The 24,808-nt window shown below is 73.5% G+C and carries 23 protein-coding genes; 12 read left to right on the top strand and 11 right to left on the bottom strand.

The window, feature by feature from the left end; genetic code table 11:
- The first annotated feature begins 510 nt into the window (after positions 1–510).
- Complete coding sequence (locus ACFTWP_RS26275) at positions 511–1,554, top strand: alpha/beta hydrolase (RefSeq protein WP_380267282.1); 1,044 nt, start codon at positions 511–513, stop codon at positions 1,552–1,554.
- 219 nt (positions 1,555–1,773) lie between these two features.
- Positions 1,774–2,511, top strand: a complete 738-nt coding sequence (locus ACFTWP_RS26270; RefSeq protein ID WP_380267280.1) for a hemerythrin domain-containing protein — start codon at positions 1,774–1,776, stop codon at positions 2,509–2,511.
- A 62-nt stretch (positions 2,512–2,573) separates the two neighbouring features.
- Here ACFTWP_RS26270 and ACFTWP_RS26265 read toward each other — a convergent pair whose 3' ends face one another.
- Positions 2,574–4,067, bottom strand: a complete 1,494-nt coding sequence (locus tag ACFTWP_RS26265) for an FAD-dependent monooxygenase (protein WP_380267278.1) — start codon at positions 4,065–4,067, stop codon at positions 2,574–2,576.
- A 102-nt stretch (positions 4,068–4,169) separates the two neighbouring features.
- Here ACFTWP_RS26265 and ACFTWP_RS26260 point away from each other — a divergent pair, with 102 nt between their 5' ends.
- The gene (locus tag ACFTWP_RS26260; RefSeq protein WP_380267277.1) at positions 4,170–4,817 is read left to right on the top strand and encodes a TetR/AcrR family transcriptional regulator C-terminal domain-containing protein; all 648 of its coding nucleotides are present in this window, start codon (positions 4,170–4,172) and stop codon (positions 4,815–4,817) included.
- 48 nt (positions 4,818–4,865) lie between these two features.
- Here ACFTWP_RS26260 and ACFTWP_RS26255 read toward each other — a convergent pair whose 3' ends face one another.
- Positions 4,866–5,378 (bottom strand): GNAT family N-acetyltransferase, encoded by a 513-nt coding sequence (locus ACFTWP_RS26255; RefSeq protein WP_380267276.1) that lies wholly within the window; start codon positions 5,376–5,378, stop codon positions 4,866–4,868.
- A gap of 79 nt (positions 5,379–5,457) precedes the next feature.
- The gene (locus ACFTWP_RS26250) at positions 5,458–6,030 is read right to left on the bottom strand and encodes a DUF6891 domain-containing protein (RefSeq protein WP_380267275.1); all 573 of its coding nucleotides are present in this window, start codon (positions 6,028–6,030) and stop codon (positions 5,458–5,460) included.
- A 71-nt stretch (positions 6,031–6,101) separates the two neighbouring features.
- On the opposite strand from ACFTWP_RS26250, the gene ACFTWP_RS26245 reads away from it, so the two are divergent.
- A complete protein-coding gene (locus tag ACFTWP_RS26245) occupies positions 6,102–7,064 on the top strand; it encodes a DUF1152 domain-containing protein (RefSeq protein ID WP_380267274.1) in 963 nt (320 codons plus the stop codon).
- Positions 7,065–7,106: 42 nt separating this feature from the next.
- On the opposite strand, the gene ACFTWP_RS26240 is transcribed toward ACFTWP_RS26245, so the two are convergent.
- The 3 genes from ACFTWP_RS26240 to ACFTWP_RS26230 all read right to left on the bottom strand — a co-directional run bounded on the left by ACFTWP_RS26240 (position 7,107) and on the right by ACFTWP_RS26230 (position 8,888).
- Positions 7,107–7,652, bottom strand: coding sequence for an FHA domain-containing protein (locus ACFTWP_RS26240; protein ID WP_380267272.1), 546 nt, complete (start codon positions 7,650–7,652; stop codon positions 7,107–7,109).
- A gap of 205 nt (positions 7,653–7,857) precedes the next feature.
- On the bottom strand, positions 7,858–8,409 hold the full coding sequence (locus tag ACFTWP_RS26235; RefSeq protein WP_380267271.1) for a DUF1697 domain-containing protein: 552 nt from the start codon (positions 8,407–8,409) through the stop codon (positions 7,858–7,860).
- 113 nt (positions 8,410–8,522) lie between these two features.
- Positions 8,523–8,888: an ArsC/Spx/MgsR family protein gene (locus ACFTWP_RS26230; RefSeq protein WP_380267270.1), complete on the bottom strand. Its 366-nt coding sequence runs from the start codon at positions 8,886–8,888 to the stop codon at positions 8,523–8,525.
- 205 nt (positions 8,889–9,093) lie between these two features.
- On the opposite strand from ACFTWP_RS26230, the gene ACFTWP_RS26225 reads away from it, so the two are divergent.
- Together ACFTWP_RS26225 and ACFTWP_RS26220 are read left to right on the top strand one after the other, a co-directional pair.
- Entirely contained in the window at positions 9,094–10,311 is a 1,218-nt protein-coding gene (locus ACFTWP_RS26225) for a cytochrome P450 (RefSeq protein ID WP_380267269.1), read from the top strand.
- Between the two features lie 148 nt (positions 10,312–10,459).
- Positions 10,460–11,563 carry a PP2C family protein-serine/threonine phosphatase gene (locus tag ACFTWP_RS26220; protein ID WP_380267267.1) on the top strand — a complete coding sequence of 368 codons (1,104 nt, stop codon included), beginning with the start codon at positions 10,460–10,462 and terminating at the stop codon, positions 11,561–11,563.
- A gap of 55 nt (positions 11,564–11,618) precedes the next feature.
- Here the strand turns inward: ACFTWP_RS26220 and ACFTWP_RS26215 are convergent, their stop codons facing one another.
- Positions 11,619–14,411: an ATP-binding protein gene (locus ACFTWP_RS26215; RefSeq protein ID WP_380267265.1), complete on the bottom strand. Its 2,793-nt coding sequence runs from the start codon at positions 14,409–14,411 to the stop codon at positions 11,619–11,621.
- 174 nt (positions 14,412–14,585) lie between these two features.
- Here ACFTWP_RS26215 and ACFTWP_RS26210 point away from each other — a divergent pair, with 174 nt between their 5' ends.
- From ACFTWP_RS26210 to ACFTWP_RS26200, 3 genes are all read left to right on the top strand, one after another.
- On the top strand, positions 14,586–14,942 hold the full coding sequence (locus ACFTWP_RS26210) for a VOC family protein (protein ID WP_380267264.1): 357 nt from the start codon (positions 14,586–14,588) through the stop codon (positions 14,940–14,942).
- Positions 14,939–15,391, top strand: a complete 453-nt coding sequence (locus ACFTWP_RS26205; protein ID WP_380267263.1) for a pyridoxamine 5'-phosphate oxidase family protein — start codon at positions 14,939–14,941, stop codon at positions 15,389–15,391. The genes ACFTWP_RS26210 and ACFTWP_RS26205 overlap by 4 nt, the downstream gene beginning before the upstream one ends.
- A gap of 230 nt (positions 15,392–15,621) precedes the next feature.
- On the top strand, positions 15,622–16,086 hold the full coding sequence (locus ACFTWP_RS26200) for an iron chaperone (protein ID WP_380267262.1): 465 nt from the start codon (positions 15,622–15,624) through the stop codon (positions 16,084–16,086).
- 178 nt (positions 16,087–16,264) lie between these two features.
- On the opposite strand, the gene ACFTWP_RS26195 is transcribed toward ACFTWP_RS26200, so the two are convergent.
- Complete coding sequence (locus ACFTWP_RS26195) at positions 16,265–17,851, bottom strand: FAD-dependent monooxygenase (protein ID WP_380267261.1); 1,587 nt, start codon at positions 17,849–17,851, stop codon at positions 16,265–16,267.
- A 55-nt stretch (positions 17,852–17,906) separates the two neighbouring features.
- On the opposite strand from ACFTWP_RS26195, the gene ACFTWP_RS26190 reads away from it, so the two are divergent.
- Both ACFTWP_RS26190 and ACFTWP_RS26185 read left to right on the top strand, forming a co-directional pair.
- Positions 17,907–18,611, top strand: coding sequence for a TetR/AcrR family transcriptional regulator C-terminal domain-containing protein (locus ACFTWP_RS26190; RefSeq protein WP_380267260.1), 705 nt, complete (start codon positions 17,907–17,909; stop codon positions 18,609–18,611).
- A gap of 751 nt (positions 18,612–19,362) precedes the next feature.
- Complete coding sequence (locus ACFTWP_RS26185; RefSeq protein ID WP_380267259.1) at positions 19,363–20,397, top strand: hypothetical protein; 1,035 nt, start codon at positions 19,363–19,365, stop codon at positions 20,395–20,397.
- A gap of 446 nt (positions 20,398–20,843) precedes the next feature.
- Here the strand turns inward: ACFTWP_RS26185 and glnA are convergent, their stop codons facing one another.
- The gene (gene glnA / locus ACFTWP_RS26180; protein WP_380267258.1) at positions 20,844–22,256 is read right to left on the bottom strand and encodes a type I glutamate--ammonia ligase; all 1,413 of its coding nucleotides are present in this window, start codon (positions 22,254–22,256) and stop codon (positions 20,844–20,846) included.
- 401 nt (positions 22,257–22,657) lie between these two features.
- Between glnA and ACFTWP_RS26175 the strand changes: the two genes are divergently transcribed.
- Positions 22,658–23,125, top strand: coding sequence for an RDD family protein (locus ACFTWP_RS26175; RefSeq protein WP_380267256.1), 468 nt, complete (start codon positions 22,658–22,660; stop codon positions 23,123–23,125).
- 417 nt (positions 23,126–23,542) lie between these two features.
- On the opposite strand, the gene ACFTWP_RS26170 is transcribed toward ACFTWP_RS26175, so the two are convergent.
- Positions 23,543–24,232: a DUF4191 domain-containing protein gene (locus ACFTWP_RS26170; RefSeq protein WP_380267255.1), complete on the bottom strand. Its 690-nt coding sequence runs from the start codon at positions 24,230–24,232 to the stop codon at positions 23,543–23,545.
- A 116-nt stretch (positions 24,233–24,348) separates the two neighbouring features.
- On the bottom strand, positions 24,349–24,537 hold the full coding sequence (locus ACFTWP_RS26165; protein WP_380267254.1) for a hypothetical protein: 189 nt from the start codon (positions 24,535–24,537) through the stop codon (positions 24,349–24,351).
- Positions 24,538–24,808: the final 271 nt, after the last annotated feature.

Genomic DNA, 24,808 nt, shown 5'->3' with positions numbered 1-24,808 from the left:
TCGGACGGGCTGGGCCGGTCGGCGCCGCGGCCCGGCTCCGATCACCGGGGGCGGCACCTTCGATGATCGGCGATCGGGGCGGCGGCGTCACTGGTGGGAGGCGCCGAAGACGGGCCCGGACGGCGGGGTTCCGCCTGTTGGTACGTCCCGGCGCGGTACGTCCCGGTGCGGGCCGGTCCCGCGCGGGGTCCGGCCGGCGGGGTCCGGCCCCGTGCCGGGCCGCCCCCTCCGTTCGGCGGGGGGCCGGATCCGCCACCCCCGCCGAACGGAGGGGACGTGCCCCGCCGGTCCGCCGGATCGCGGGAATTCACCCGGGCGCCACCGCGGCGGGCGCAACCGGGCCACGGGGGAGCGCGTCATAAGATCGCGGGGAGGCGCGCGCTCCACCTCAGGGGGCGCGCAGTTTCCGGGGTTCGCGCCACCCGCGCCCCGGCCCCGCCACGGCCCCACCCGGGGGCCACCGCCGGCTCCCGACGGGGCGGGCGTGACACCGGTCGGAGAGTTCTCACCGTGCAGCCGCAGTCGATCCGTTCCCGTGCCCTCCTGACCGGTGCCGTCGCCGGCGTGCTGGCCGTCACCCTGGCCGCCTGCGGGAGTACGACCACCGGCGGGAAGACCGACACCGCGAAGGACGGCTCCCCGACCGGCGGGCCCGCGAGCGGGAGCAGCACGCCGAGCGCGCCGCCGACCACCACCGCCCCGCCCAAGCCCAGCAAGGTGCTGATGCCGACCGGGCCGGCCGCCGCCTTCGGCAAGGCGCGCGACACCGCGGCCGGGCAGATCCTGCTGACCACCCTGGCCGGTCCCAAGTCGGGGGTCTCCGGCAAGGTGTGGGTCTGGCTGCCTCCGGAGTACAACGACCCGAGGTTCGCGAAGACCGGGTTCCCGGTGCTGACCCTCTTCGCGGGCGGCCAGAGCGCCGGCTACAACACCTGGACGGACAACCAGCTGCCGATCCAGGAGGCGGACGCCGAGCTGTCCAGGCAGGGCAAGGCGCACCCGTTCATCATGATCATGCCGGTGCAGAACCTGGACTCCAACGAGGCCAAGGCCCTGGAGTGCAGCGACATCCCCGGCCAGCCCAGGATCGGCACCTGGATGGCCGAGGACATCCCCGACTTCGTCCGCGCCAACTTCCGCACCCTCAAGGGCCGGGACGGCTGGGGTCTGATGGGCGCCTCCACCGGTGCGTTCTGCAGCGCCAAACTCGCGCTCCAGCACCCCGACAAGTTCAAGGCGGCCGTCCCGATCGACGGCTACTTCAACCCTGACTCCCCGCTCTGGAAGGGCCACGACGCCGACCGGCTGGCCAACAGTCCGGACGCGATGGTCGCCCAGGGCAAGGCGGACGTGCGGATGCTCGCCACCGCGGGCGGCGCCAACGGCTACGAGATGAAGCTCGTCAAGGAGTGGGTGGCCAAGGCCGCCGCGCCGCTGAAGGTGGAGTACTTCGAGCAGCCCGGGGGAAAGCACCTGACCACGGACTTCAAGAAGATGATCCCCGACACCCTGCAGTGGCTCAGCAGGAACCTGGCCGGCCCGGAGGCCGACTGATCCCGTGGCCGGCCCCCGGCGGGGACTTCGCCCGGCACCCGGCGTGGAGTTCTCCCGGCGGTCCGGGACTTCTTCCGGCACCGCCCCCGGCGGCCTCGCCGGACGGGGCCGGAGCGGCGGCCGCAGGCCGCTGACCTGCGCGTCAATCGGACATTCATTCGCTCCTGATCGACTGTGACCACTCTGGTGATCCCAGACCCGGCCTGCGAAGAGAGCGTCATGCCCAGCCACCTGTTGCCCGTCAAGCCCCCGCACGTCCCCGCCCAGACGGACCCCCGGCACGAGCAGGACACCGACGAACCGGACACTCACCCGCGGTTCGCGGGCCTGACGCTGATGCACGCCGCCCTGCGCCGCGACCTGGCCCGGCTGCCCGACGCGCTGCGCCTGCTGCAGCCCGGCGACGAGGCCCACGGCCAGGCCCTGCAGCGGCACTGGGACTTCCTCACCGCCATGCTCACCTGCCACCACGAGCAGCAGGACAGCCGGCTCTGGCCGATCCTGCGCCGCTTCGCCCCGGAGCTGCGGCTGCTGCTCAACTGGCTGGAGGACGACCACCACAACCTCGACCACTCCTTCACCCGGGTCACCACCCTGGTGCGGATCGCCACCCGGGACGCCGGCAGCAGCTGGCCGGTGGCCTACGCGATCGAGGACCTCGCGGCCCGGCTGGAGACCCATCTGCGCATCGAGGAGCGCCAGTTGCTGCCCCGGATGGAGAAGGTCTTCACCGAGTCCTCCCGGGTCGGCAGCCTGCCCGAGCTGCTGGACCTGCTGCGCGCGGCCAACGGCCCCGGGACGGCCGACGCCCTGACCTGGCTGCTGGACGGCGTCGACGAGCGGATCGTCCAGCGCCTGCTGGCGGACTGCGACGACACCACCGCCCGGCACTGGCCGCACTGGCGTGCCACCTACGAGCGCTGCACCAACCCGCTCTGGGGCCCCACCACCGACTGACCGCCCTGCCCGCCCGGGCCCCTCCCGCTGCCCGAGGCCGCAGTAGGCCGCGGCCCCGGCCGTCAGCGGACGCCGAGTCCCGCCAGGTACCCGGCCGGCCGGGCCGGATCGTGGGTGGCCAGCCCCACGTACCCGTCCGGTCGGACCACGAACAGCCCGCGCCCGTACGCGGCGGCGGCGGGCCCGCCGGTGAGCCGCAGTGCCCGGACGCCGGCCGGGACGGCGGGCAGCTCGCAGTCCACGGCGAGCACGGTCGGCCCCGTCCCGCGGAAGAGCTCGAACAGCCGCCCCGGCGCGCCGTCGGGGCCGGCGTACGGCGAGTCGGGCGCCCGGTCGCCGGCCTGCAACGCGTCCTCGGCCAGGCCCTCGCGGGTCTCCACGCTCAGCGGTCCGCCCCGGTACCCGACGTTCAGCTGGTCGGTGTCCCTGCCCCGACGCGCCGTCCGGTCGTCCGCGCCACCGAGCTCCGCACGGTGCAGGCCGGTGCTGATGCCCAGCACCGAGGCGGCGACCGGGAAACGCTCCTCCTGGTAGCTGTCGAGCAGCGACTCGGGCGCCCCCGCGCGCAGCACTCCGGCGAGCTTCCAGCCCAGGTTGTACGCGTCCTGCACGCTGGTGTTCAGGCCCTGGCCGCCGGCCGGGGAGTGGATGTGCGCGGCGTCCCCCGCGAGGAAGACCCGGCCCTGCCGGAACCGCTCGGCCAGCGCCGCCCGGGGGCGGAAGTCCGAGGCCCAGCGCACCTCGGTGACCGCGCTCTCGGCCAGGTGGGTGCGGCCGGCGACGGTCCTGCGCACCCCCTCGGGCGAGGTGTCCGGGGCGCCGTCCTCGAACTGGGCGAAGAGCTGGAAGTCCTCGGTGCCCGGCATCGGGCAGAGCAGCAGCGCGCCGCCCGCGGCCTTCGGCCAGACGTGCCAGTTGTCGCGGTCCAGCCCCTCGATCCGGACGTCGGCGACCAGCGCCGGCCGCGGGTCCACCTCCTCCCCGTGCATCGCGACGCCGACCGCCCGCCGCGCCGTGCTGCGCCCGCCGTCGGCGGCGACCAGGTAGCGCGCGGTGACCGTCCGGGTGTCGCCGCCGACCCGGGTGAGCCGGGCCTCGACCCGGTCGGGGTGCTGCTCCAGCCCGGTCAGCGCGGTGCCGAAGGCGACGCGCCCGCCGAGCTCCGACAGTCGGGCGTGCAGGATCTCCTGGGTGCGCCACTGCGGGATCATCCAGACGTCCGGGTAGGGGGTGGCGGGGCCGGCGGTGCCGCGCTCGACGAGGTCCCACTCGCCGTGCCGCTCGCCGTCCTCCCAGGTCATCATCCGCGGGTAGGGCGAGCCGGCCGCGTGGACGCGGTCGAGCACGCCGAGGTCCTCGAAGACCTCCTGGGTGCGCGGCTGCAGCCCCTTGCCGCGCGAGCCGGGGAACAGCGCCTCGTCCCGCTCGACCAGCAGGGCGCGTACGCCGTGCCGGGCGAGGTCGCAGGCGAGGGTGAGGCCGGTCGGTCCGGCGCCGACGATCAGGACGTCGGTGGTCTCGTCCTGCTGCCCGTCCACTGCCCTGTTCTCGATCACGAGCTTCTCCTTAACGTTGTTAAGTTGCTGGCGCTTCCGAGGATGGGCTTAACGGTGTTAAATTGTCAAGGGGGGTCGGCGGAGACTCGACGAAGGACGGGCGTGGCACAGAAACTGGACCGGGCGCAGGTGGTCGACACCGCCCTGCGACTGCTCAACGAGACCGGCCTCGACGGCCTCACGCTGCGCCGGATCGCCACCGAACTCGACGTCAAGGCACCCGCCCTGTACTGGCACTTCGCCAACAAGCAGGCGCTGCTCGACGAGATGGCCACCGAGATGCTCCGCCGGATGGGCGCCGGCGCCGGCATCCCGGACGGCTGGCGGCAGGCCCTCGCCACCAGCTGCCGCACCCTGCGCACCGCCCTGCTCGGCTACCGCGACGGTGCCAAGGTGTTCAGCGGCACCCGCCTCACCGACCAGAGCCACAGCGGGGGCCAGAACGCCCTGCTCGCCGCCTTCACCGCCGACGGCTTCCAACTCCCCGACGCCGTACAGGCCTTCTTCACCGCGTACGCCTACACCATCGGCTTCGTGATCGAGGAGCAGGCCGTCCACCCGCACCCCGGCGGCCGGCCCGCCCCGGAGTACGACCCGGCCGCCCGCGCCGAGCAGATCGGCCCCGACCACCCCCTCGCCGCCGCCGCCGGCCCGGGCCTGTTCACCGACTACGAGCAGCGCTTCGAGCGCGGCCTGGCCATCCTGCTGGCGGGCATCGAGGCCGAGCTGCGCCCGGGCCGGCCGGCCTGAGAGGCGGCCGCGGGCGGCTCCGGCAGCCCTATCCGACCGAGCGGCGGCTCAGCCGCGTGCCGCCGGCTCCGGGCGGAACCGCGCCAGCTCCCGGCGGAACCGCACCCCCGGCCGGCCGTCGAGGTCGACCTCCCCGACCGGGGTGAAGCCGTTGCGTTCGAGGACGGTTCGGGACGCCGGGTTGTCGAGGGTGGTGCACGCGACGAGGGCGGTGAGGCCGTAGTCGGTGGCGGCGAGGTGGCGGATCTCCGCGACGGCGGCCGTGGCCAGGCCCCGACCGGTGGCGGATTCGCCGATGCGGTAGCCGAGTTCGGCCTCGCCGCCCTGGACGTCGACCAGGTTGACCCGGCCGAGCAGCTGGCCGGTGTCGTCCAGCAGGAGGTGGAAGTGGCAGGCTCCGGTGGCCTGTTCGGCGAGCAGGGCCCGATGGCGGGCGGCGAACTCGGCGAAGTAGGCGTCGCCGCGGTCGGGTACCGTTCGGGCGAAGTACGCCCGGTTCTCCCGCTCGAAGGCCAGCAGGGCGCCTGCGTGCTCGGCCCGGAGCCGCTCGAACCTCACCATGGCTCACCAGCATACGGATCGCCGCTCGGGCCGGGCACGGTGAGCGGGCCGGCCCGGCCCGAGCGGCGATCCGGTCGGTCTACTCCGGCAGCCGGTGCTGCCAGTTCAGCGGGGTGACGGTGATCGCCTCGTCGGGCGAGCCGCTCCACTTGGCGTTCAGCCCGGCCTCGGCGAGGGCGGCGACCACCTCGCGGCCCACCTCCGCCGTCTCCTCCTCCGAGTGCCGCAGGCTGCCGTACCGGAGCGTCAGCCCGCCACCGGCGGCGGCCCGTTCGGTGTCCTGCTCGTGGAAGAAGACGAATCCGCGCGAGTCGTCGTCCGCCTCGCCGCCGATCTCGGCGTAGCCGCAGCTGCTGCAGCAGGTGAAGTCCATCGCCGCGACGATGCCGTCGGCCTCCAGCGCGTCGAAGGCCTCCACCAGCCGGTCGACGTCCGTCACCTCGGGCCAGCCGGCCTGCTCGGCCAGCCGCTCCTCCCACAGGGGCGTGACGATCTGCTCGGCCTGGTCCTCCGTCAACCCCTGGTCGTCCAGGAAGTCCACCAGGGACTCGGCTATCTCGTCCGGCTCCTGGAACCCACCGCGGATCAGCTCCCGGGCGCGCTCCTGGGCATCGTGCAGTACGTCGGGGGCGAGGGAGGATTCCTGGGTCATGCGCGAATCCTCGCACCTGCCTAAGACAATCCCGCTGCCCGGGTGGCAGCTGCGTTGCTAGTCTCCCCCCGATGACCTCACTCTTCGAGCCCGCGCTGCTCACCCGGCTCCGCTCCGCGAACCGCATCCTGATCGCCGGCGCGGGCGGCGGGTTCGACGTCTACGCCGGCCTGCCGCTGGCCCTCGCGCTGCGCGAGGCGGGCAAGGAGGTGCACCTCGCGAACCTCTCCTTCAGCCACCTCTACGGCCTCGACGCGGAGGTCTGGCTGGCGCCGGACGTGGCCCGGATCGGCCCCGGGACCCACACCGCCGAACGCTACTTCCCCGAACGGACGCTGGCCCGCTGGCTGCGCCTGCACGGGATGCCCGACACCGTCTGGGCCTTCGCCTCGGTCGGGGTCCGGCCGCTGCGGGCGGCCTACCGCGCGCTCGTCGCCGAGCTCGGGATCGACGCGATCCTGCTGGTGGACGGCGGTACCGACATCCTGATGCGCGGCGACGAGTGCGGCCTGGGCACCCCCGAGGAGGACATGGCCAGCCTGGGCGCGGTCGCGGGGCTGACGGAGGTCCCCGAACGGCTGGTCGCCTGCCTGGGCTTCGGGATCGACGCCTACCACGGCGTCAACCACTCGCTGGTGCTGGAGAACCTGGCCGCGCTGGAGCGGGCCGGCGGCTACCTCGGCGCCTTCTCCCTCCCGCGGCAGAGCCGGGCCGGCGCCCTCTACCTGGACGCCGTCGAGCACGCCCGGGCGGCCTTCCCCGAGCATCCGAGCATCGTCCAGGGCTCGGTGGCCGCCGCCCTGCGCGGGGAGTTCGGCGACGTGCGCTTCACCGAGCGGACGAGGGGCGGCGAGCTCTTCGTCAACCCGCTGATGACGCTCTACTTCGGGGTCACCGTCGAGGCCCTGGCGGCGGCGAACCTCTACCTGGACCGGATCGAGCGCACCACGCTGACCCGCCAGATCAGCTCGGTGGTGGAGGAGTTCCGCGACGGCCTGCCTCAGCAGCGCCCGCCGCGGCAGTTCCCGCACTGAGGCGGCGCCGCCGGGGGCGCGCGCAGTCACCGGAGGGCGCGCTCAGCAGGCCGCGAGCCGGAACTCCAGGTTGCCGAACTTCACCTGGTCGCCCGGTCGGACCCGGACCGCGCCGGCCACCCGCCGCCCGTTCACGTGCGTGCCGTTGGTCGAGCCCAGGTCGTAGAGCATCCAGCCGCTGTGCTCGCGTCGCAGCTCGGCGTGCGTACGCGACACCGAGGCGTCGCTCAGCCGCAGGCCCGACCCCGGCAGCCGGCCGATGGTCAGCAGCCCGGTGCCGGACTCCGGCAGGTTGAGCCCGGGCAGCCGCTCCAGGCGCCAGGCGTCGCGCAGCCCCACGCCGAAGGCGGAGAGCCGGCCCACGGTCCGCAGCGCCAGCCGCGACACCGGCCGGCTCTCGGGCAGGTCGGCCAGCACGGCGTCCAGCTCGGCCCGGCTGCGCGCCTGGAGGACGATCTCCATCCGGGTCATGAAGGTGTGGTGCGACAGCCGGCCGCTCCCGGCGCCCTCGCGCAGCACCCCGAGCGCCCGCTCCCGCTCGGCCTCGGACGGGCGGGCCACCCGGGTCCGGAACTCAGGAGAGGTCATGGGGTGATTGTCGGGTTTCCCGGACCGCGCTGTCCAGAAGCCGGCGGGACGTCAGCTCGCGGTCGGACCGCGCCACCGGCCGTCCGGTACCCGACCACCGGCCGTCCGGTACCCGACCACCGGCCGCGTGCCCTCGCGCCACCGGCGGCGTTGTGCCGCACGACCGGCCGCCCGGTGCCGCGGCGGAAGGCGGCGGGCGGCGGCCTCAGCCCTTCTGCGCGGCCGCGAGGATCTTGTGCAGCGTGTGCAGGAACCGCCCGGTGCCCTTCCCCCGGTACGCCTTGCCGAGGACGTCGCCGGGGTTGGTGTTCATCCGCCCGCCGCGCAGGTGCATCACCACGAAGGCGGCACCGCCGTCCGCGCCGACGATCTCGTAGTCGCCCTTGGGAGAGGTCTGCGGCAGCTCGTAGTCGTCCGGCAGCGGCTCGGGGAGGAAGACCACCACCAGCCGGGTGTCCGGGTCCGCCTCGCGTCCGTCGAAGGGGTCGGCTGCCAGCAGCCGCTCGACCTCCCCGACCGTGCGCAGCATGGTCGGCACGGCGTAGCCGAGGGAGTCCTCCAGGTGCTCCTCGATCCGCCGGGTCAGCTTCGCGCGGTCGCTCTCGGAGGTGTGGAAGAAGACGTTGCCGCTCTGGATGTACGTGCGGACCCCGCTCAGCCCGAGCTCGGTGAAGAGCGCACGAAGCCGCTCCATCGTCACGGTGCGGCCGCCCACGTTCACGGCCCGGAGGAAGGCGATGTACGTCGTGTCGGTCATGCCGCCAGTGTGGCACCGGGGGCCGACACGCGTCGGCCCCGGCGGCGCGGGTGACCCGGGCCGCCGGGGCCGAACGGTCCGGGGCGGTGGCGCCGTGCGGGGCCGACCGGGCCTCAGGCCTTCGGCGGCAGGATGGACTTCACGGCCTCCGGCGTCCGGGCGACGATCGCGTGACCGTCGTCCGCGGTGATGATCGGACGCTGGATGAGGACGGGGTGCTCGGCCAGCGCCGCGATCCAGCGCACCCGGTCACCGGGCTCGCGGGTCCACTGCTTCATGCCGGCGTCCTTGGCCGCCTGCTCGTCCAGGCGGGTGATGTCCCACGGTTCGAGGGAGAGCCGCTTCAGCACCTGCTCCAGTTCGGCGGCGGTCGGCGGGTCCTCCAGATACCGCCGCACGGTGTACTCGGCCCCGACGGCCTCCAGCTCGGTGAGCGCGGACCGGCACTTGCCGCAGCGCGGGTTGATCCAGATCTCCATTCCGTCAGGGTACTCACCCGCCCGCCGCCCGCACCCGAGCGCCGCCGCGGCGGCCCGCCGTCCCCGCCGCGCCGCCGCAGGCGGGAGCAGCGCGCGGGAGCACCGGGCGCGAACACCGCGCGGGAACTCCGCACCGGGCCCGCGCGGTTCTCAGGGTGGCCCGGAGGGCGACGGGGTGATCCGGGGACAGGGGGAGGGAACCGGAATGGACGGCGAAGAGATCATCGGCCGGCTCGTCGGCACGCAGGGGCGGGCGGACCCGTACCCGCTCTACCGGCGGGCGCACGAGTTGGGGGCCGTCCTGCCCTGCGGGGCGGGGCAGGCCATGGCGGTCGGCCACGGCGCCGCCAACCGGATCCTGCGCGACCCCGCCTTCGGCGTGGCCGACCACGACATGCAGGCCGAGTGGGACCCGGACTTCACCCGGCACTCCTCCACGGTGCTGCTGAGCCGCTCGGTGCTGGAGAGCAACGCCCCGCACCACGCCCGGGTGCGCTCGCTGATCGCCTCGGTCTTCACCGCCCGCCGGGTGGCGGCGCTGGAGCCGGCCGTGCAGGCGGCCGTCGGCGAACTGCTGGACGAGATGGCCGACCGGGGCGCCGACGGCACGCCGGTGGACTTCATGGACGCCTTCGCCTTCCGGCTGCCGGTCGGGGTGATCTGCGAACTGCTCGGAGTCCCCGCCGCGGACCGCTACCGCTTCCGCGGCCTCGCCTCCGACCTGACCAGCGCCCTGGAGTTCATCGCGGACCCCGCCGAGCTGACCGCCGCCGACCTGGCGGCCGACGAGCTGGCCGGGTACTTCACCGAGCTCGCCGCCGAGCGCCGGGCCCGGCCCAAGGACGACCTGGTCAGCGCACTGGTCGAGGTGGCCGCCGCCGACCGTACCCGGCTGTCGGGGCAGGAGTTGCTCGCCAACCTCGTCCTGCTGCTGGTCGCGGGCTTCGAGACCACCACCAACCTGCTCGGCAACGGCCTGGCCCTGCTCTTCGACCACCCGGCGGCGGCCGACGGCCTGCGCGCGGGCACCGTCACCCCGGCGGGCCTGACCGAGGAGGTGCTGCGCTTCGACTCGCCGGTGCAGCTCACCTCCCGGATCGCCCTCGCCCCCGGCCTGGCCGTCGAGGGGGTGGAGACCCCGGCGGGCAGCGTGGTGTTCGTCCTGCTCGGGGCGGCCAACCGCGACCCCGCCCGCTACCGGTGCCCCGAGGTCTTCGACCCCACCCGGACGGACAGCCAGCCGCTCAGCTTCGGCGGCGGCCCGCACTACTGCCTGGGCGCCCAGCTGGCGAAGCTGGAGTCCGCGGTGGCGATGCCCGCGCTGCTCGGGCGCTTCCCCCGGTTGGCCCCGGCCGGCGTGCCCGTCCGCCGCGACCGTCTCGTCCTGCGCGGCTTCGAGACGCTGCCGGTCGGCCTGACCTGACAGCGGGCGGTGCACCCGGCCACCGGCGGCCCGCGGCCGGGTGCACCGGCGACCGGCGGCCGCCACCCGGTCACCGACCGGCGACCTGGGTGAGGATGGGAGCGGTGGCCGGTGCGCCGCCGCCCCCGTCGCCCAGGAGGCCCGAGCCGTGCCCGTCGCCGACCGCCCGCCGTCGCCGGCCGCGCCCGCCCAGGGCATCCCGCGCTGGGTGGCCTGGCTGCCGGTGCTGCTGATCGTCTTCGACGTCGGTGCCGAGGCGCTGTTCCCCCGAACGGTCGCGGCGGGCTTCCTGCTCACCGCGCTCCCCGTGGTGGTGGCCTTCTCGTACGGCCCGGGCACGGCACTGCTGGCCACGGTGGGGGCGATCGGGCTGCAGCTCGCGCTGGCGGCCCGGGTCGGGCACCTGACCGAGCAGCACCACATCTGGATCTACATCGCCACCCTGCTCTCCGGGGCGATGGGCACGGCGCTGGCCTGGCAGCGGACCCGCCAGGAACAGCACCTGGACCGCGCCCGGACGGTCGCGGAGACCCTGCAGCGCGCGGTGCTGCGCCCCGTCCCCGAGCGGGCCGGCGGCCTGCGGGTGGCGGCGCTGTACCGCGCGGCGCACACCGACTCGCCGGTCGGCGGCGACCTGTACGCGCTCTGCGACACCCGGTTCGGGGTGCGGGTGCTGCTCGGCGACGTCCGGGGCAAGGGGCTGGAGGCCGTCCGTACCGTGGCCGAGGTGCTCGGCGCCTTCCGCGCGGCCGCGCACGACGTCGCCGACCTGGCCGAACTCGCGGGGCAGCTGGACCGCACGGTGCTGCGCGAGGCCGTCGACCGGGGCGACGAGGAGCTCTTCGTCACCGCGGTGCTGCTCCAGCACATCGCCGGGTCCGGCCGGGTCGAGGTGGTCAACCGGGGGCACCCGGACCCGCTGCTGCTCTCCGGTACGGCGGCCGGCACCGTCGGTTGCCCGGACGAGCTGCCGCTCGGGCTCGGCCACCTCACCGCCGGGGCGGGCCCGTCGCGGGTCACCACCGTCGCGCTGCCGCCCGGCCACACCCTCCTGGTGTACACGGACGGGGTCAGCGAGGCCCGGGACGTCTCCGGTGCCTTCTACCCGCTGGCCGGCCGCCTCGCCTCGCTGGGCACGTCCGCCCCCGAGCTGGTGGTGGCCTTCCTCGACCGGGACGTCGGCGCGTACGCCGGCCGGCTCGCGGACGACCTCGCCGTGCTGGCCCTCAGCCCGCTGCCCGCCGGCTCCTGACCCGGGGCCCCGGCGCTCCCGTCGCCTGCCGTGGGTGAGCGGCCGGGCCGGCGCCTCAGCCGGCCCCGGGAGCGAGCCCGAGCTCGGCGAGCGAGGCCGCGCCGGTGGCGGCGTGCTCGCCCCCGGCGAGCAGCAGCGTCCGTGCCGACTGGTAGCGGCAGCCGGCCGCCTCGAAGGCCGCGGCTGCGGCGAGCTGGCGCGGCAGGTCGCCGTCCAGCAGCGCCTCCGCCCGGTCCAGCTGCGCGGTGGCGACCGGGTTGCCGGCGACGGTGCTCCGGGCGGCCTCGACCCGGCTCCGGGCGCCCGGGTGACCGGCGAGCACCGACGCCTCCGCCCGGAGCGCCGTGTACCAGTGCAGCCAGACCCAGGACACCCACTTCCACACCTGGGCCGGCTCCGGCGCGACCCGCTCCAGGGCCGCCTCGGCGTCCCCGTGGTGGAGCAGCACCAGGGCGTCGAAGACCGCACCGTAGCCGTGGCGGTGTTCCGCCGCCAGGCCGGCCCGGTCGACGATCTCCAGCCAGGCGGCCCGGGCGCCGGCGTCGCCGCGCAGGCCGTGCACCGCCGCGACCGCGGCGGCGGCCGGCCCGAGCGAGAACGACCGCTGCCGGCCGCCCCGCTCCCAGGCGTCGAGGAACCGCACGCTGCCGGCCAGCACCTCGTCGGTGTGGCCCGCGAAGGCGTCCGCGACCAGCAGCCAGGCCGTGGCGTGGTGGCCCACTTCGGCAAGCAGGGGGTGGTCGGCGAGCTGCCTGCCCCACTGGCGGGCGGTCGGCAGGTTCCCCACGCCGAGGGCGGTGCCGGCGGCCATGGCGAGGGCGTCGATCCGCTCGTGGGTGGCGGCGGGGGTGGGCGGCAGCGGGGCCAGCAGGTCGATCCGGCGGCGGGCCGCGGCTGCGGCGGCGAAGGCGTCGCCGGCCCAGCTCCGGGCGCCGGACAGCGCGTCGAGGGCGGCGGACTCGGCCACCGGGTCGCCCGAGCCGCGGGCCAGCGCGACCGCCCGTTCGGCGTACCGTACGGTCTCCTCGACGGTGTTCTCCGGGGCCCCCTGGACGGCGCCGAAGGCGTCCGCGAGCACCGCCGCCTCGGCCAGCGCGACGGCCGCCTCCGCCGCCGGACCGCCCTCGCCGGACAGCTCCCGCGCCGTCGAGAGCACGGCGGTCACCTCGTCCACGGCGGGGATCCGCGTGAACTCGCTGGAGAAGCGGTACGCGACGGTGGCGGCCGCCGCCAGGTCCCGGCCGGCGCCGGCGGTGTCCCCGGCCAGGCGGGCGGCCTCCGCGGCGGCGCGGTGCAGCCGGAACATGTCGTCGCCGAGCCTGCGGCACCCGGCCACCCCCGCGGCCTCCCGCAGCGCCGCGGCCCGGTCGGCGTCGCCGGCGAGCGCGGCCGCCTGCTCGAAGTGCTGCTGGGCCTCGCCGAGCAGCGTGCGGGCGAAGGTCAGCCCGGCCAGCGCCAGGGCGAGCCGGTGGGCGTCCGAGCGCTGCTCCGGCCGGGCGGCGGCCCGGGCGAGGGCGGCCCGGAGGTCATCCGCCACCGCGTCGAACCGGGCGCGCCAGTCCGGGCCCCCGGCTCCCGCCAGGGCGCTCGCCTCGCCCGAGCACCAGCCCAGGTGGCGGGCCCGGGCGTCCGTCAGTTCACCGGCCTCATCGAGCCGTTCGGTGCCGTACTGGCGGATGGTCTCCAGCGCCTGGTACCGCGTGCCGGTCGGGGACGGCGCCACGGCGAGCAGGCTCTGGTCGGCGAGCCGGCCGAGCCCGTCGGCGACGGCGGCCGGATCCAGCGGGGCGAACCCGGCCACCGCGGCGGCCGCCTCGGCGGTGAACGGCAGCACGAACACCGACACCCGGCGCAGCAGCGCCCGATCCGGCGCCTCCAGCAGGTCGTGGCTCCAGTCCAGTGCCGCCCGCACCGAGCGGTGCCGTTCGTCGGCGCGAGGTCCGCCGGCGAGGATCCGCAACTGGTCGGAGAGGCCCGCCGCGAGGCCGTCCAGCCCGAGGGTGGGCAGGCGTGCCGCGGCCAGCTCGATCGCCAGTGCCATGCCGTCGAGGCCCTCGCAGATGGCGGCGATCCGGTGGTGCGCGGCCGGGTCCGGCGGCCGGCCCACCGCCGCCGCCCGCTCCACGAACAGCGCCACGGCCTCCGACTCGCCGCCGCCGGCCCGGGACAGCGCAGGGACGGGGAAGACGCGTTCGAACGGCACCATCATCCGGGCCCGGCTGGTCGCGAGCACCCGCAGCAGCGGGCAGGCCGTCAGCAGCCGTTCCAGGAACGGCGCCACCCCGTCGCGTATCTGCTCGCAGTTGTCGAGCACCAGCAGCGCCCGGCGGTCGGCCAGTGCCGTCGACACCGCCTCGTCCAGTCCCCGCCCGGGCTGCTCGCCGACCCCCATGGCGGCCGCGACGGCCGCCGCCACCCGCCCCGGATCGCCGACCGGGGCCAGGTCGACCAGCCACACCCCGTCGGGGAAGTCGCCGGCCGCCTCCGCCGCCACCGCCAGCGCCAGCCTGGTCTTCCCCACCCCGCCCGGACCGACCGCGGTGACCTGCCGGTGGGCCCGCAGCGCCTCGGCCAGCTCCGCGCGCTCGCGCACCCGGCCGACGAACGCCGTCAGCGGCGCCGGGAGGGCGGGCGCCGACGGCGGCCGCCCGGCGGGCGCGAGTTCGGCCGCGCACCGGGACAGCGCCCGCCGGTCCGGCACCGCCAGCCGGCGCAGCAGCGAGGAGACGTGCGACTCGACCGTGCGGACGGAGATGAACAGGTGCGCGGCGATTTCCGCGTTGCTGAGGTGCTCACCGAGCAACGCGAGCACCTCGGTTTCCCGAGCCGAGATCACTGGAGTGGACACCGACCCATTATCCGTGGTGGCCTCCGTGGTCGGCACGGAGGCGGACCGCGCCGGGACGGGAGAGGCTGTGAACACAGGGGGTCGCACCCGGCGGGACACGCCGGGAGGACAGTGACCCGCGACCATCAGCCACAGCCGGCCCTCCCGGGCGGCTCACCACCTTACGGAGCGACCATGACCGGTTCCGCCACCCAGGGGATCAGGACCGTGCTGCACCCCGTGTCCGACCTGGCGCAGGCCAAGGCGGTGTACGAGGCCCTGCTCGGCGTCCCGCCGCAGACCGACTCGCCCTACTACGTCGGCTTCGAGGCGGCCGGCCAGCACATCGGACTGGTGCCGAGCGGGGGGCCGCAGAGCCCGACCACGCCGGTGGCCTACTGGCACGTGCCGGACATCGAGGCGAAGCTGGCCGAGGTGACCGCGGCGGGCGCCACCGTGAAGGAGCCCGCGCACGACGTCGGCGGCGGCCGTCTGGTGGCGACCGTCACCGACCCCGACGGCAACCTGCTCGGCCTGCTCCAGGACCGATGAACGCCGACCCGCGCCCCCGCGACCTGCGCCGCCGTGACACCGAGCACCGGCTCGCCCACGACGTCGACGTCTGGGTGGCCAGCGCCTCGGCGGACGGCGCGCCGTACCTGGTGCCGCTCTCCTTCGACTGGGACGGCGCGGCGCTGCTGGTGGCCACCCCGGCCGACAGCCCGACCGGCCGGAACCTGGCCGCCGGCCGGACGGCTCGGCTGGGCCTCGGCGACACCCGCGACCTGGCCATGATCGAGGGCGAGGTCGAGGTGATCGGCATCGACGAGCTGCCGCGCGAGCAGGGCGACCGGTTCGCCGCCCGCGCTGGCTTCGACCCGCGCACGCCGGCCACCCCGTACCGCTGGTTCCGGATCACGCCCCGTCGCATCCAGGCCTGGCGGGAGGCGAACGAGCTGCCGGGGCGCGACCTCATGCGCGACGGCCGCTGGCTCGCCTGACCCCCGCACCGCGACCCGCTCGGCAACCGATCAGTTTCGGAGAAGCCGCCGTCGGGGCGGACCGCCAGGATGGGGATCGCCCCGACGGAGCCGTGCAGGAACCCGGCCGCACAACAGCCCCGCCGCACAACAGCCCGGTCCCGCAAACAGCCCGGTCGCACAACAGCCCGGCCGGGTACGAGCCCGACCACACCCCAAGTGCCATGCCGCGTAAGAGAAGGAAGCAAGCCATGAAGAGCACGGAGAAGCCCGCCGGAAGCGCCGAGAAGTTCGACGGGTTCACCGAGGAGGAGCGCGACGCGATGAAGGAGCGCGCCAAGGAGCTGAAGGCCGCGGCGCGCCGCAGCCCGCGCACGGCCAAGGCGGACGGCGAGCAGGACGTACTCGCGAAGATCGCCGAGATGGCGGACGCGGACCGCGCCCTCGCCGAGCGGCTGCACGCGATCGTCGGGGCCGCCGCGCCGTCCCTCACGCCGAAGCTCTGGTACGGGATGCCGGCGTACGCCAAGGACGGCAAGGTGCTCTGCTTCTTCCAGAGCGCGGGGAAGTTCAAGGCGCGGTACGCGACCCTCGGCTTCAACGACGTGGCGAGCCTCGACGACGGCGCCATGTGGCCGACGGCCTTCGCCCTGACGGAGCTGACCGCCGACGTCGAGGCCCGGATCACCGAGCTCGTCACCCGGGCCGCGGGCTGAGGGGCCTCTCGGGGTGCCCCCCTCGTCACCGTCGTCGTCCAGCGGTGCCGCACCCGCGAACGCCCCGTCGCCTGCGGACACATGAACTTCTGACGATGCGCTTCCGCAGGTCGGCGGCCCTCTTGCAGGCCGTGGAACGGACCGAACACGGTCGCCTGTACAAACGGGTGACCGTGGGTCAGGTGCCCGGTACCGTGACCGGGCGGGCCAGTACCTGGTCCAGGACGTCGGCGAGCAACCGCGCCGGGTCCGCTACCGGCGCCGTGACCCGCATCGCGACGATCGCGTCCGGTCGCACGAGCAGGGCCCCGTCGTCGGGCAGCCATGGTGCGCGGACCCGGTCCGCCGGCAGGCCGGCGCCCGCCGCGGTGGCGAGCCACCGGTCGCCCGCGGCACCCACCAGCAGGGTCCACCGGGATGCGACCAGGTCGAGCGTGGAGACCCCGTCGACCCACGCGTGGGGCACCCGTGAACCCGGCGACCCGTCCAGCGCCGCCACCAGGTCGACCGTGGACGGGAGTTCCGGCCGCGGATCGACGACGGCGGCCGAGTCGTACCGCTGGCCGAGGTGCACGACGGGCGCCGCCCACACCCCCGCCGCAGCCCTGGCGGCGTCGGCCCCGGACCCGCGCCCCCAGTGCAGCGCCGGGTCGGCGAACCTGCGCATCGCCTGGTCCAGCGTCGCCGCGGCGACCGGCTCGCGCTCCTGCGCGTAGGTGTCGAGCAGGCCGGCGCCCGCATCGCCGTGGTGGACGGCGGCCAGCTTCCACGCCAGGTTGTGGGCGTCGGCGACGCCGGTGTTGAGGCCGAACGCACCCAGGGGTGCCACGGTGTGGGCGGCGTCGCCGACCAGGAACACCCGGCCGACGGCGAAGCGGTCGGCCAGCGCGCTCCGGGGCCGCCACGGCAGCACGCTGCACACCTCGACGTCGAGGTCGGGATCGCCGACCGCCGCGCGGACGACCGCGACGCAGCGTTCGTCCGTGAAGTCCTCGGGGTGCTCACCCCCGTCGACGTCGCAGGTGACGTGGAAGACCCAGGTGGTCGTTCCGTCCACGGTCACCAGCAGGCCGGGCGCCGCCGGCGTGGTGATCGTGCAGGTGCCGAAGGACATCCCCCGCAGATGGGGTCGGAGGTCGGCGCGGAACAGGATGTTGATCTTCGACCTGCCCAGGTCGCCCGCCCCGGAGGTGCCCACGCCGAGCGCGGTCCGCACGGGGCTGTGCGTGCCGTCCGCGGCCACCACGTGCGCGGCGCGCAGCGAGTAGCGACCGTCGGGCCCCTCCAGCTCGACGTCGACCCCGTCGGCGTCCTGCGCGATGCCGACCAGGCGGGTCGACCAGCGCACATCCGCTCCCCGGCGCGCCAGGTCGGCCGCCACCACGGCGTCGAGGCGGTCCTGTGCGCAGACGCCGCGCAGCCTGAACGGCGTCGTGTCCGGCTCGGTGGTGGACGGGATCGGCATGGGCACGGTCACGACGTCGCCTGCGCCCATCTCGACGACGGTCCGTGCCACCGCCTTGGCCGTGGCACCGCGCAGGTCGACGGCGACGGCGTCGACGGCGGTGTCGAGTCCGAGTTCACGCAGGATCTCGACCGTCCGGGGCCCGATGCCGGTGGCGCGCGGGTGGACCGACGGCCCCGAGCGTCGTTCGACGAGCACCGCGGGGACACCGTGGTGGGCGAGCAGCGCTGCGGTGAGCAGTCCGACGCTGCCGCCCCCGACCACGACGACCGGAACTTCCAGATACGCTGTTTCCGTCATGGATACACCGTAGCCAGAAGCTAGAATGCCGGTCAACGAGAAGGGGGAGCACCCGATGACCGAACCCGATCCCTGGTCGGTGTGGACCAGGCCTCGCCCCGAACCGGCCCGACGCGCCCCGGGAGTGGACCAGTACGTGGCCGCCGCACTGGCCGTCGCCGACGCGGAGGGCCTGGCCGCGGTCTCGATGCGCCGGATCGCGAGCGACCTCGGCTCCGGGACGGCCACCCTCTACCGCTACATCACCAGCCGCGACGAGTTGGTGGACCTGATGGTCGACGCGGCCCAGGGCGAGGACCCGCTCCCCGAGCCCACCTCGGACTGGCGCACCGACCTGGCCGCGGTCGCGCACGCCCAGCGCGCGACCCTGCTGCGGCACCCGTGGCTGGCGGCCGAACTGGCGGGCAGGCCCTCGCTCGGTCCCAACACGCTGCGGCGGGCCGAATCCGCCCTGCGCGCCGCCGTCGCGCTCACGCCGGACATCACGCCGGCGTCGCAGGCGCTCAGTGCCGTGCACGCGTACGTGCTGGGCTCGGTGGCCACCCAGCAGGCCGCTCGGCGCGCCGAGCAACGCACCGGTCTGAGTGAGGAGCAGTGGCAGCGCAGCCTCGGCCCCTACATCAGCGGCGTTCTCGCGGCGGGTGAGCACCCGATGCTCGCCCGCCGCGTCCACGAGGCCGAAGAACCCGACCCCGACGCGGAGTTCGCATTCGGCCTGGAGTGCCTGCTCGACGGCCTCGCCGCCCGAGCGGGCCGCTGACCGGTTTCGAGTGCACCCGGACCCGACGGTGGGGATCCGAGGCGATCCGAGGTCCGGGCTCCCGGTTCCCCGCCGTCCGCGCAGGCTGTCGGTCCCCATCGGCAAACCGGATCCCCGGCCCTCGACCAGGAAACAGGAAGGGTGGGCTGACCGATCAGCGGCTCGGCCCTGACAACGAAGGCCGCCACCCCAGAGGGATGGCGGCCTGCCCGCACATTCGATGCACACGGCGGTGAGGTCGCGAGTCCGACGCGCGAAGCCCGAATCCGCTTCCGCAGGTCAGCGACTTGCCGACCGGCTGACCTGCGGAGAAGCGGAGGAGCCGATGTGCGTTTCCACAGGTCGGAGGCGCCTCTACAGGTCGTAGTTCTGATCGAACATGCCGCTGGCCTGTCGAAATAGGGGTCACGCGGAAGTTCGTTTCGCAACCAGTGCACATGGGGCAGCAATGACAGTGAGGTGCGGTGAGAAGCGCCGCGAGGAGATCAGAGGTCAAGTCACCAGCTCTCCTTGTGGCGCTCTGCGGTGCTACTGGACTTGATCGAGGGCTGTCGGGTCGTCTATGGAGTCCACCTGCACCGGAGACGTCAGGGCGTCACGTGGCAGGATCGGTTGATGCCTCACCCGAGCCGGGCTGTTCATGGACGGATGACCTGCACCTGGCCCGACATCACGGGTGCAGCTGACACCATGCCGGAGCTGTTGGGCGCACATCGACGCCCAGCGACCTTGTCCGGGGCTGCTGGTATACATGGCGCTCGACGTCAATTTCCGGGGGTACGAACCACTGATGCGAGTCTTCTTTCAGCCCGCGAAGCTCTCGAAGAAGCTGATCATGGACCACTACCGGGACACCGTTCTCAGCCCAGTCGAAATTGAGGAGCACGCCGACCTGCTGGACGAGCAGGTGAGGAAACGCTTGAGCAACGAGTTCCCTCAGGGCGCAGCTCAGATGTGGGGCGTCGTTCCTGGCAAGGGCGAGCGGAACGTTCTCTTCTACCGACAGTTGAAGCCGGGCGACTGGGTGTTCTTCACGGGTGACAACCACCTGTACTTCGGTGGCAGGGTGCGGGTGGTGTGGCGGGACCGTCTCCTCGCAACTCGGCTCTGGGGTACGGACGAGGCTGGCAGCACCTGGGAGTGCATGTACGCGCTCTCCGATGGCAGGACGTACGACGTCCCCATGGCCGAGATTCGCCGGGTTCTTGGGTGGGAGAACGAGAACCGGCACGTTCGGAACTTCCAGGCGCTGAGTGACAGTGCGAGTGAGCTCCTGCACGACCTGCTCAACCTTGACCGCGCGACCGGCGAGCTGTCAGCGAAGGAGCGGGAAGACGCAGAGAGTGCGCTCAAGGAGTATGACGGGCCGCTCGAGCGAACCGCCCAGCGGGCTTACCGGGCTGAGCAGTCGCTGCTCAAGCAGCAACTCCTCCCCGGTACGGAGGGTGAATGTGCACTCTGTGGCCGGACACTCCCTCGGGCCTTCCTTGTGGCAGCCCACATCAAGAAGCGTTCGGTCTGTACGGACGAGGAGAAGCGGGACTTCCGCAATGTGGCCATGCTGGCTTGCCTGCTCGGGTGTGACGGGCTCTTCGAGCAGGGATTCATCGGTGTCGGAGCGGACGGCGAACTCCTGGTCAGCCCAGCAGCCGAAGCCTCAGCTGCGGTTTTGCAGCATGTTGACCAGATCCTCGCCAACCGCACCGTCTCATGGTGGAACCCGGACCGTGAGAAGTACTTCGCATGGCACCGCACCCACTCGTTCAAAGAGTTCACCGTCCATTGAGTCCGTCGGGGCAGAGAGTCGAAGCCGCCATCGTCGCCCGGTGCGTCGCAACCGCTCCGACCACCCCGGCGGTCACAGCCCGTCCCGCTGACCAGCCCCTCCGCCGCCTCGCCGCGAACGTTTACCGCGCCCTGCCTGAGGCGGCCAGACCGAGAGCCTGCGTGCTGTTGCCACCCGCACCGCTTTCACCTGGCTCGCCGGTCGGCCGCGCCTGGGCGATGCCGCGCCGGCCCAGCAGCACGTGGTCCTGGGTGACCGCTCGCGTCGTGAGATGCATGAGAACGGGGGCCGTCACGCTCCGTGAGGAGGGTGGCGACCCCCGACGCCGCACCAGGCGACACGCTCATTTCACATGGGCGAAGGCGGGCGAGCAGCAGCGATAGCTTCTGAGAAGCGGTCAGAGTGCCTACGCGGGCATCCTGGCCAACTGGCTCATAGAGGCTGATCTACAGGTCGTAGTACAGCTCGAACTCGTGCGGGTGGGGCCGCAGTGCGATCGGGGCGATCTCGTTGGTGCGCTTGAAGTCGATCCAGGTCTCGATCAGGTCGGGCGTGAAGACGCCGCCGGCGAGCAGGTACTCGTGGTCCGCCTCCAGGGCCTCCAGCACGGCCGGCAGTGAGGCCGGGACCTGGGGGACGGACGCGTGCTCGTCGGGTGCGAGCTCGTACAGGTCCTTGTCGACCGGCTCCAGCGGCTCGATCTTGTTCTTGATCCCGTCGAGGCCCGCCATCAGCATGGCCGCGAAGGCCAGGTACGGGTTGGAGGACGGGTCGGGGGCGCGGAACTCGATGCGCTTGGCCTTGGCGTTCGAGCCGGTGATCGGGATGCGGATCGCGGCCGAGCGGTTGCGCTGCGAGTACACCAGGTTGACCGGCGCCTCGAAGCCGGGGACGAGGCGGTGGTAGGAGTTCACCGACGGGTTGGTGAAGGCGAGCAGCGACGGTGCGTGCTTCAGCAGGCCGCCGATGTAGTAGCGGGCGGTGTCGGAGAGTCCGGCGTAGCCCTGCTCGTCGTAGAACAGCGGCGAGCCCGCCGTCCACAGCGACTGGTGGACGTGCATGCCGGAGCCGTTGTCGCCGAAGATCGGCTTCGGCATGAAGGTGGCGGTCTTGCCGTTGCGCCAGGCGACGTTCTTGATGATGTACTTGAACAGCATCAGGTCGTCGGCGGCGTGCAGCAGCGTGTTGAACTTGTAGTTGATCTCCGCCTGGCCGGCGGTGCCCACCTCGTGGTGCTGGCGCTCGACCTCCAGGCCGGCCGCCGCGAGCTCCAGCGACATCTCGGCGCGCAGGTCGGCGAAGTGGTCGACCGGCGGGATGGGGAAGTACCCGCCCTTGTACTTGACCTTGTAGCCGCGCGCGTCGCCCTCGGCGGAGCCGGTGTTCCAGGCGCCGGCCTCGGAGTCGATGTGGTAGTACGAGGCGTTCGCGCTGGTCTCGAAGCGCACCGAGTCGAAGACGTAGAACTCGGCCTCGGGCCCGAAGAACGCGGTGTCGGCGATGCCGGACGAGGCCAGGTAGGCCTCCGCCTTCTTGGCGACGTTGCGGGGGTCGCGGCTGTAGGCCTCACCCGTGATCGGGTCCTGGATGAAGAAGTTGATGTTGAGGTGCTTCTCCTTGCGGAACGGGTCCAGGCGGGCCGTGGCAAGGTCGGGGACGAGTGCCATGTCCGACTCGTGAATGGCCTGGAAACCGCGGATCGACGAGCCGTCGAACATCAGGGTCTCGGCCGGGTCGAACGTCGCCGCAGGCACCGCGAAGTGCTGCATGACGCCTGGCAGGTCGCAGAACCGGACATCGATGAACTTCACGTCGTTGTCCGCGATGTACTGCTTGACCTCGGCGGCGTTGTTGAACATCCATCTGGCCTTTCCGAAAGGGGACCACCGGCTTCAGCTGGTGGGGAGTTTCGTCCTTGGATCGTAAGGGCGCAGGCCGGGAGATCGCTGCGCCGCGTCGATGGCGCGCCGGGCCGCCGGCGGTGCGGTGCCCCGGGTGAAGTTCGACTGCCCTCCTTCGTGCGGATTGCGCCTCACCCTAGGAATCAGCCGTTTCCGGTTGGTGACTTCGATGTTTCCCCCATGTTAACCAGCGAGGTCGGACGGGCGGCAAAGTCGTACGATTCCGGGTAAATCACCGGGCCTGTCCACCAGGTTCGGGGGAAGTGGTCTGGACCACTCCGGAGGGTTGGAGAAGGCCCGGGCGACCCGCCGGGGGAGGCGGTGACAGGGCGCCCCGACGGCCCGGTTAGTGTGGATTCGTGGACACCAGAGAAGCGTTGGGATCGTGGATCGACGGCCCGAAGGCGGCCGCCGAGAGGATGGGCGCGGACTTCGGTTACCGCGGCGAGCGCCTCGGGCTGCCCAAGGAGGGCCCCGGCTCGGTCGCCGGACCCGGCCGCCGGATCGGCGCCCTGGTCGTCGACGGCTGGCTGGTGGCCCTGATCGCCTACGGGCTGATCTCCCGCGGCGAGCAGGGGCAGGCGAACCTCTGGACCACGCCGCTCTTCTTCGCCGCCACCGCGCTCCTGCTCGCCACCACCGGCACCACCATGGGCAAGCGGCTGTTCGGCCTGCGGGTGGTGCGCCTGGACGGCGGGCGGGCCAGCATCCCCCAGGTGTTGCTGCGCACCCTGCTGCTCTGCCTGGCCGTGCCGGCGCTGGTCTGGGACCGCGACACCCGCGGCCTGCACGACAAGGCCGTCGGTACGGTCGAGGTCCGGATGTGACCTGCTGAGCCCGTCCCGCACGGACGGGTGGACGGGCGGAACGGGACGGGCGGCGGACGGGCGGGCGGTGCACCCCGGCCCCCGGCCCGAGGCCCGAGGCCCGAGGGCCCGACGCGGCCCGTACCCGGTTCGGCCCGTACCCGGTCCCGACTCGATCGGAAACCGGTCCGCCGGGGAACGGATCCGCGCAGGAACGACCGGCACCCGAAAGCCATCGAACGACATCGGCCCGATCGGTATCGCTCCCTCTCGCTCCACAGCCGGTCGGACCCGCTCGGGAATCGCTGTCGAACGGACATTCCAGAAGGCCCGACACCGAGACGGCCCGACACCGAGAAGGCCGGACACCGGACAGACGTCAAACGGCCCCGTCGCGGAAACTCCGCGACGGGGCCGTGTCGTGTTCGAGGGGGACGGTCAGCGAACCTGGCCGCCCTTGGGCATCCGGGCACCCTTGGGCATCGGGCCCTTGGGGATCGGCGCCTTGGAGAGCAGGTCGCCCAGGGCGCGCAGCCGGTCGTTGGTCTCGGTGACCTTGGCCGGGGTGATGGCGCGCGGCAGACGCATCAGGTGGACCTGCAGCTTCTTCAGCGGGATCTCGCCCTCGCCGGTGCCCACCACGATGTCGTGGACCGGGATGTCGCCGACGACCCGGGCCATCTTCTTCTTCTCGGAGGCCAGCAGCTGGCGGACCCGGTTCGGGTTGCCCTCGCCGATCAGCGCGATGCCCGGGCGGCCGACGGCGCGGTAGACCGCGTCCTGGTTGCGGGTGACCGCGACCGGGGTCGGGTTGGCGCTCCAGCCGCGCTTGATGTTGTTGAGCACGGCCGCCACCGCGCCCGGCTGTCCCTCCATCTGCCCGAAGGCCGCACGCTCGGCCCGGCGCCCGAAGACGATCGCCATGGCCAGGAAGGCCACGATGAAGCCCAGGATGCCCAGGTAGATCGGGTGATCGATCGCAAAGCCGATGGCGAGGAACACGCCGAAGGTCAGCAGGCCGACGCCGGCGATGATCAGGCCGATCTTGGTGTCGACCTTCTTGGTCATTTGGTACGCCAGACGGATCTGCTTGAGTCGCCCGGGGTTCTCGGATGTTTCCCTCGCCATAACGCTCATGGTACGTGCCGGGAGCGTGGGATTTCCAAGCACGGTGCCGGATCGCACCGAACCGTGATCCGGGCGGCCGAGCCCGGCGCCCGCCGCGGGCCCCTCCCGGGGTCCGTTCAGCGGCGCAGGGACTCCGGCGCCGGGCCGGTCGGCAGGGCTCCCGTGGCCCGGTCCGCGGCGTGCCGGCGGTTCTCGCAGACCGCCGCCCAGGCGTTCTGCCGCGCCTGCCGCTGCCCGCTCGCCAGCAGCACGCTCTCGGCCAGTCGCAGCGCCGTGCCGCCGACCGATCGAATCCTTGCCTGCATGTCCGAACAGCTCCCCTCGATGTCGCGAAGGTCCTGACCTTCACATGGTCACCACTCGGTGTTACCAGCCGGTGACCAGGCCGTCAAAGCCTGATGAAAGCCGGACGCCCCTTTGGCGGAACGGGGCACGGCCGAACGGGAGCGGGCCGCCCGCCGGCCCCCGCGCGCCCGGCGGGCGGCGCGTCGTGCGAGCGCCGCTGGTCGGGGGAGGGGGCCCGACCGGCCGGCGGGTCGGCCGGTCGTCGCGGGCGCCCCGCGCACGAGGACGGGA

Source organism: Kitasatospora sp. NPDC057015 (assembly GCF_042673745.1).
In the GTDB taxonomy this organism is placed as follows: Bacteria; Actinomycetota; Actinomycetes; order Streptomycetales; family Streptomycetaceae; genus Kitasatospora.
This window is presented reverse-complemented; position numbering and strand designations above follow the sequence as displayed.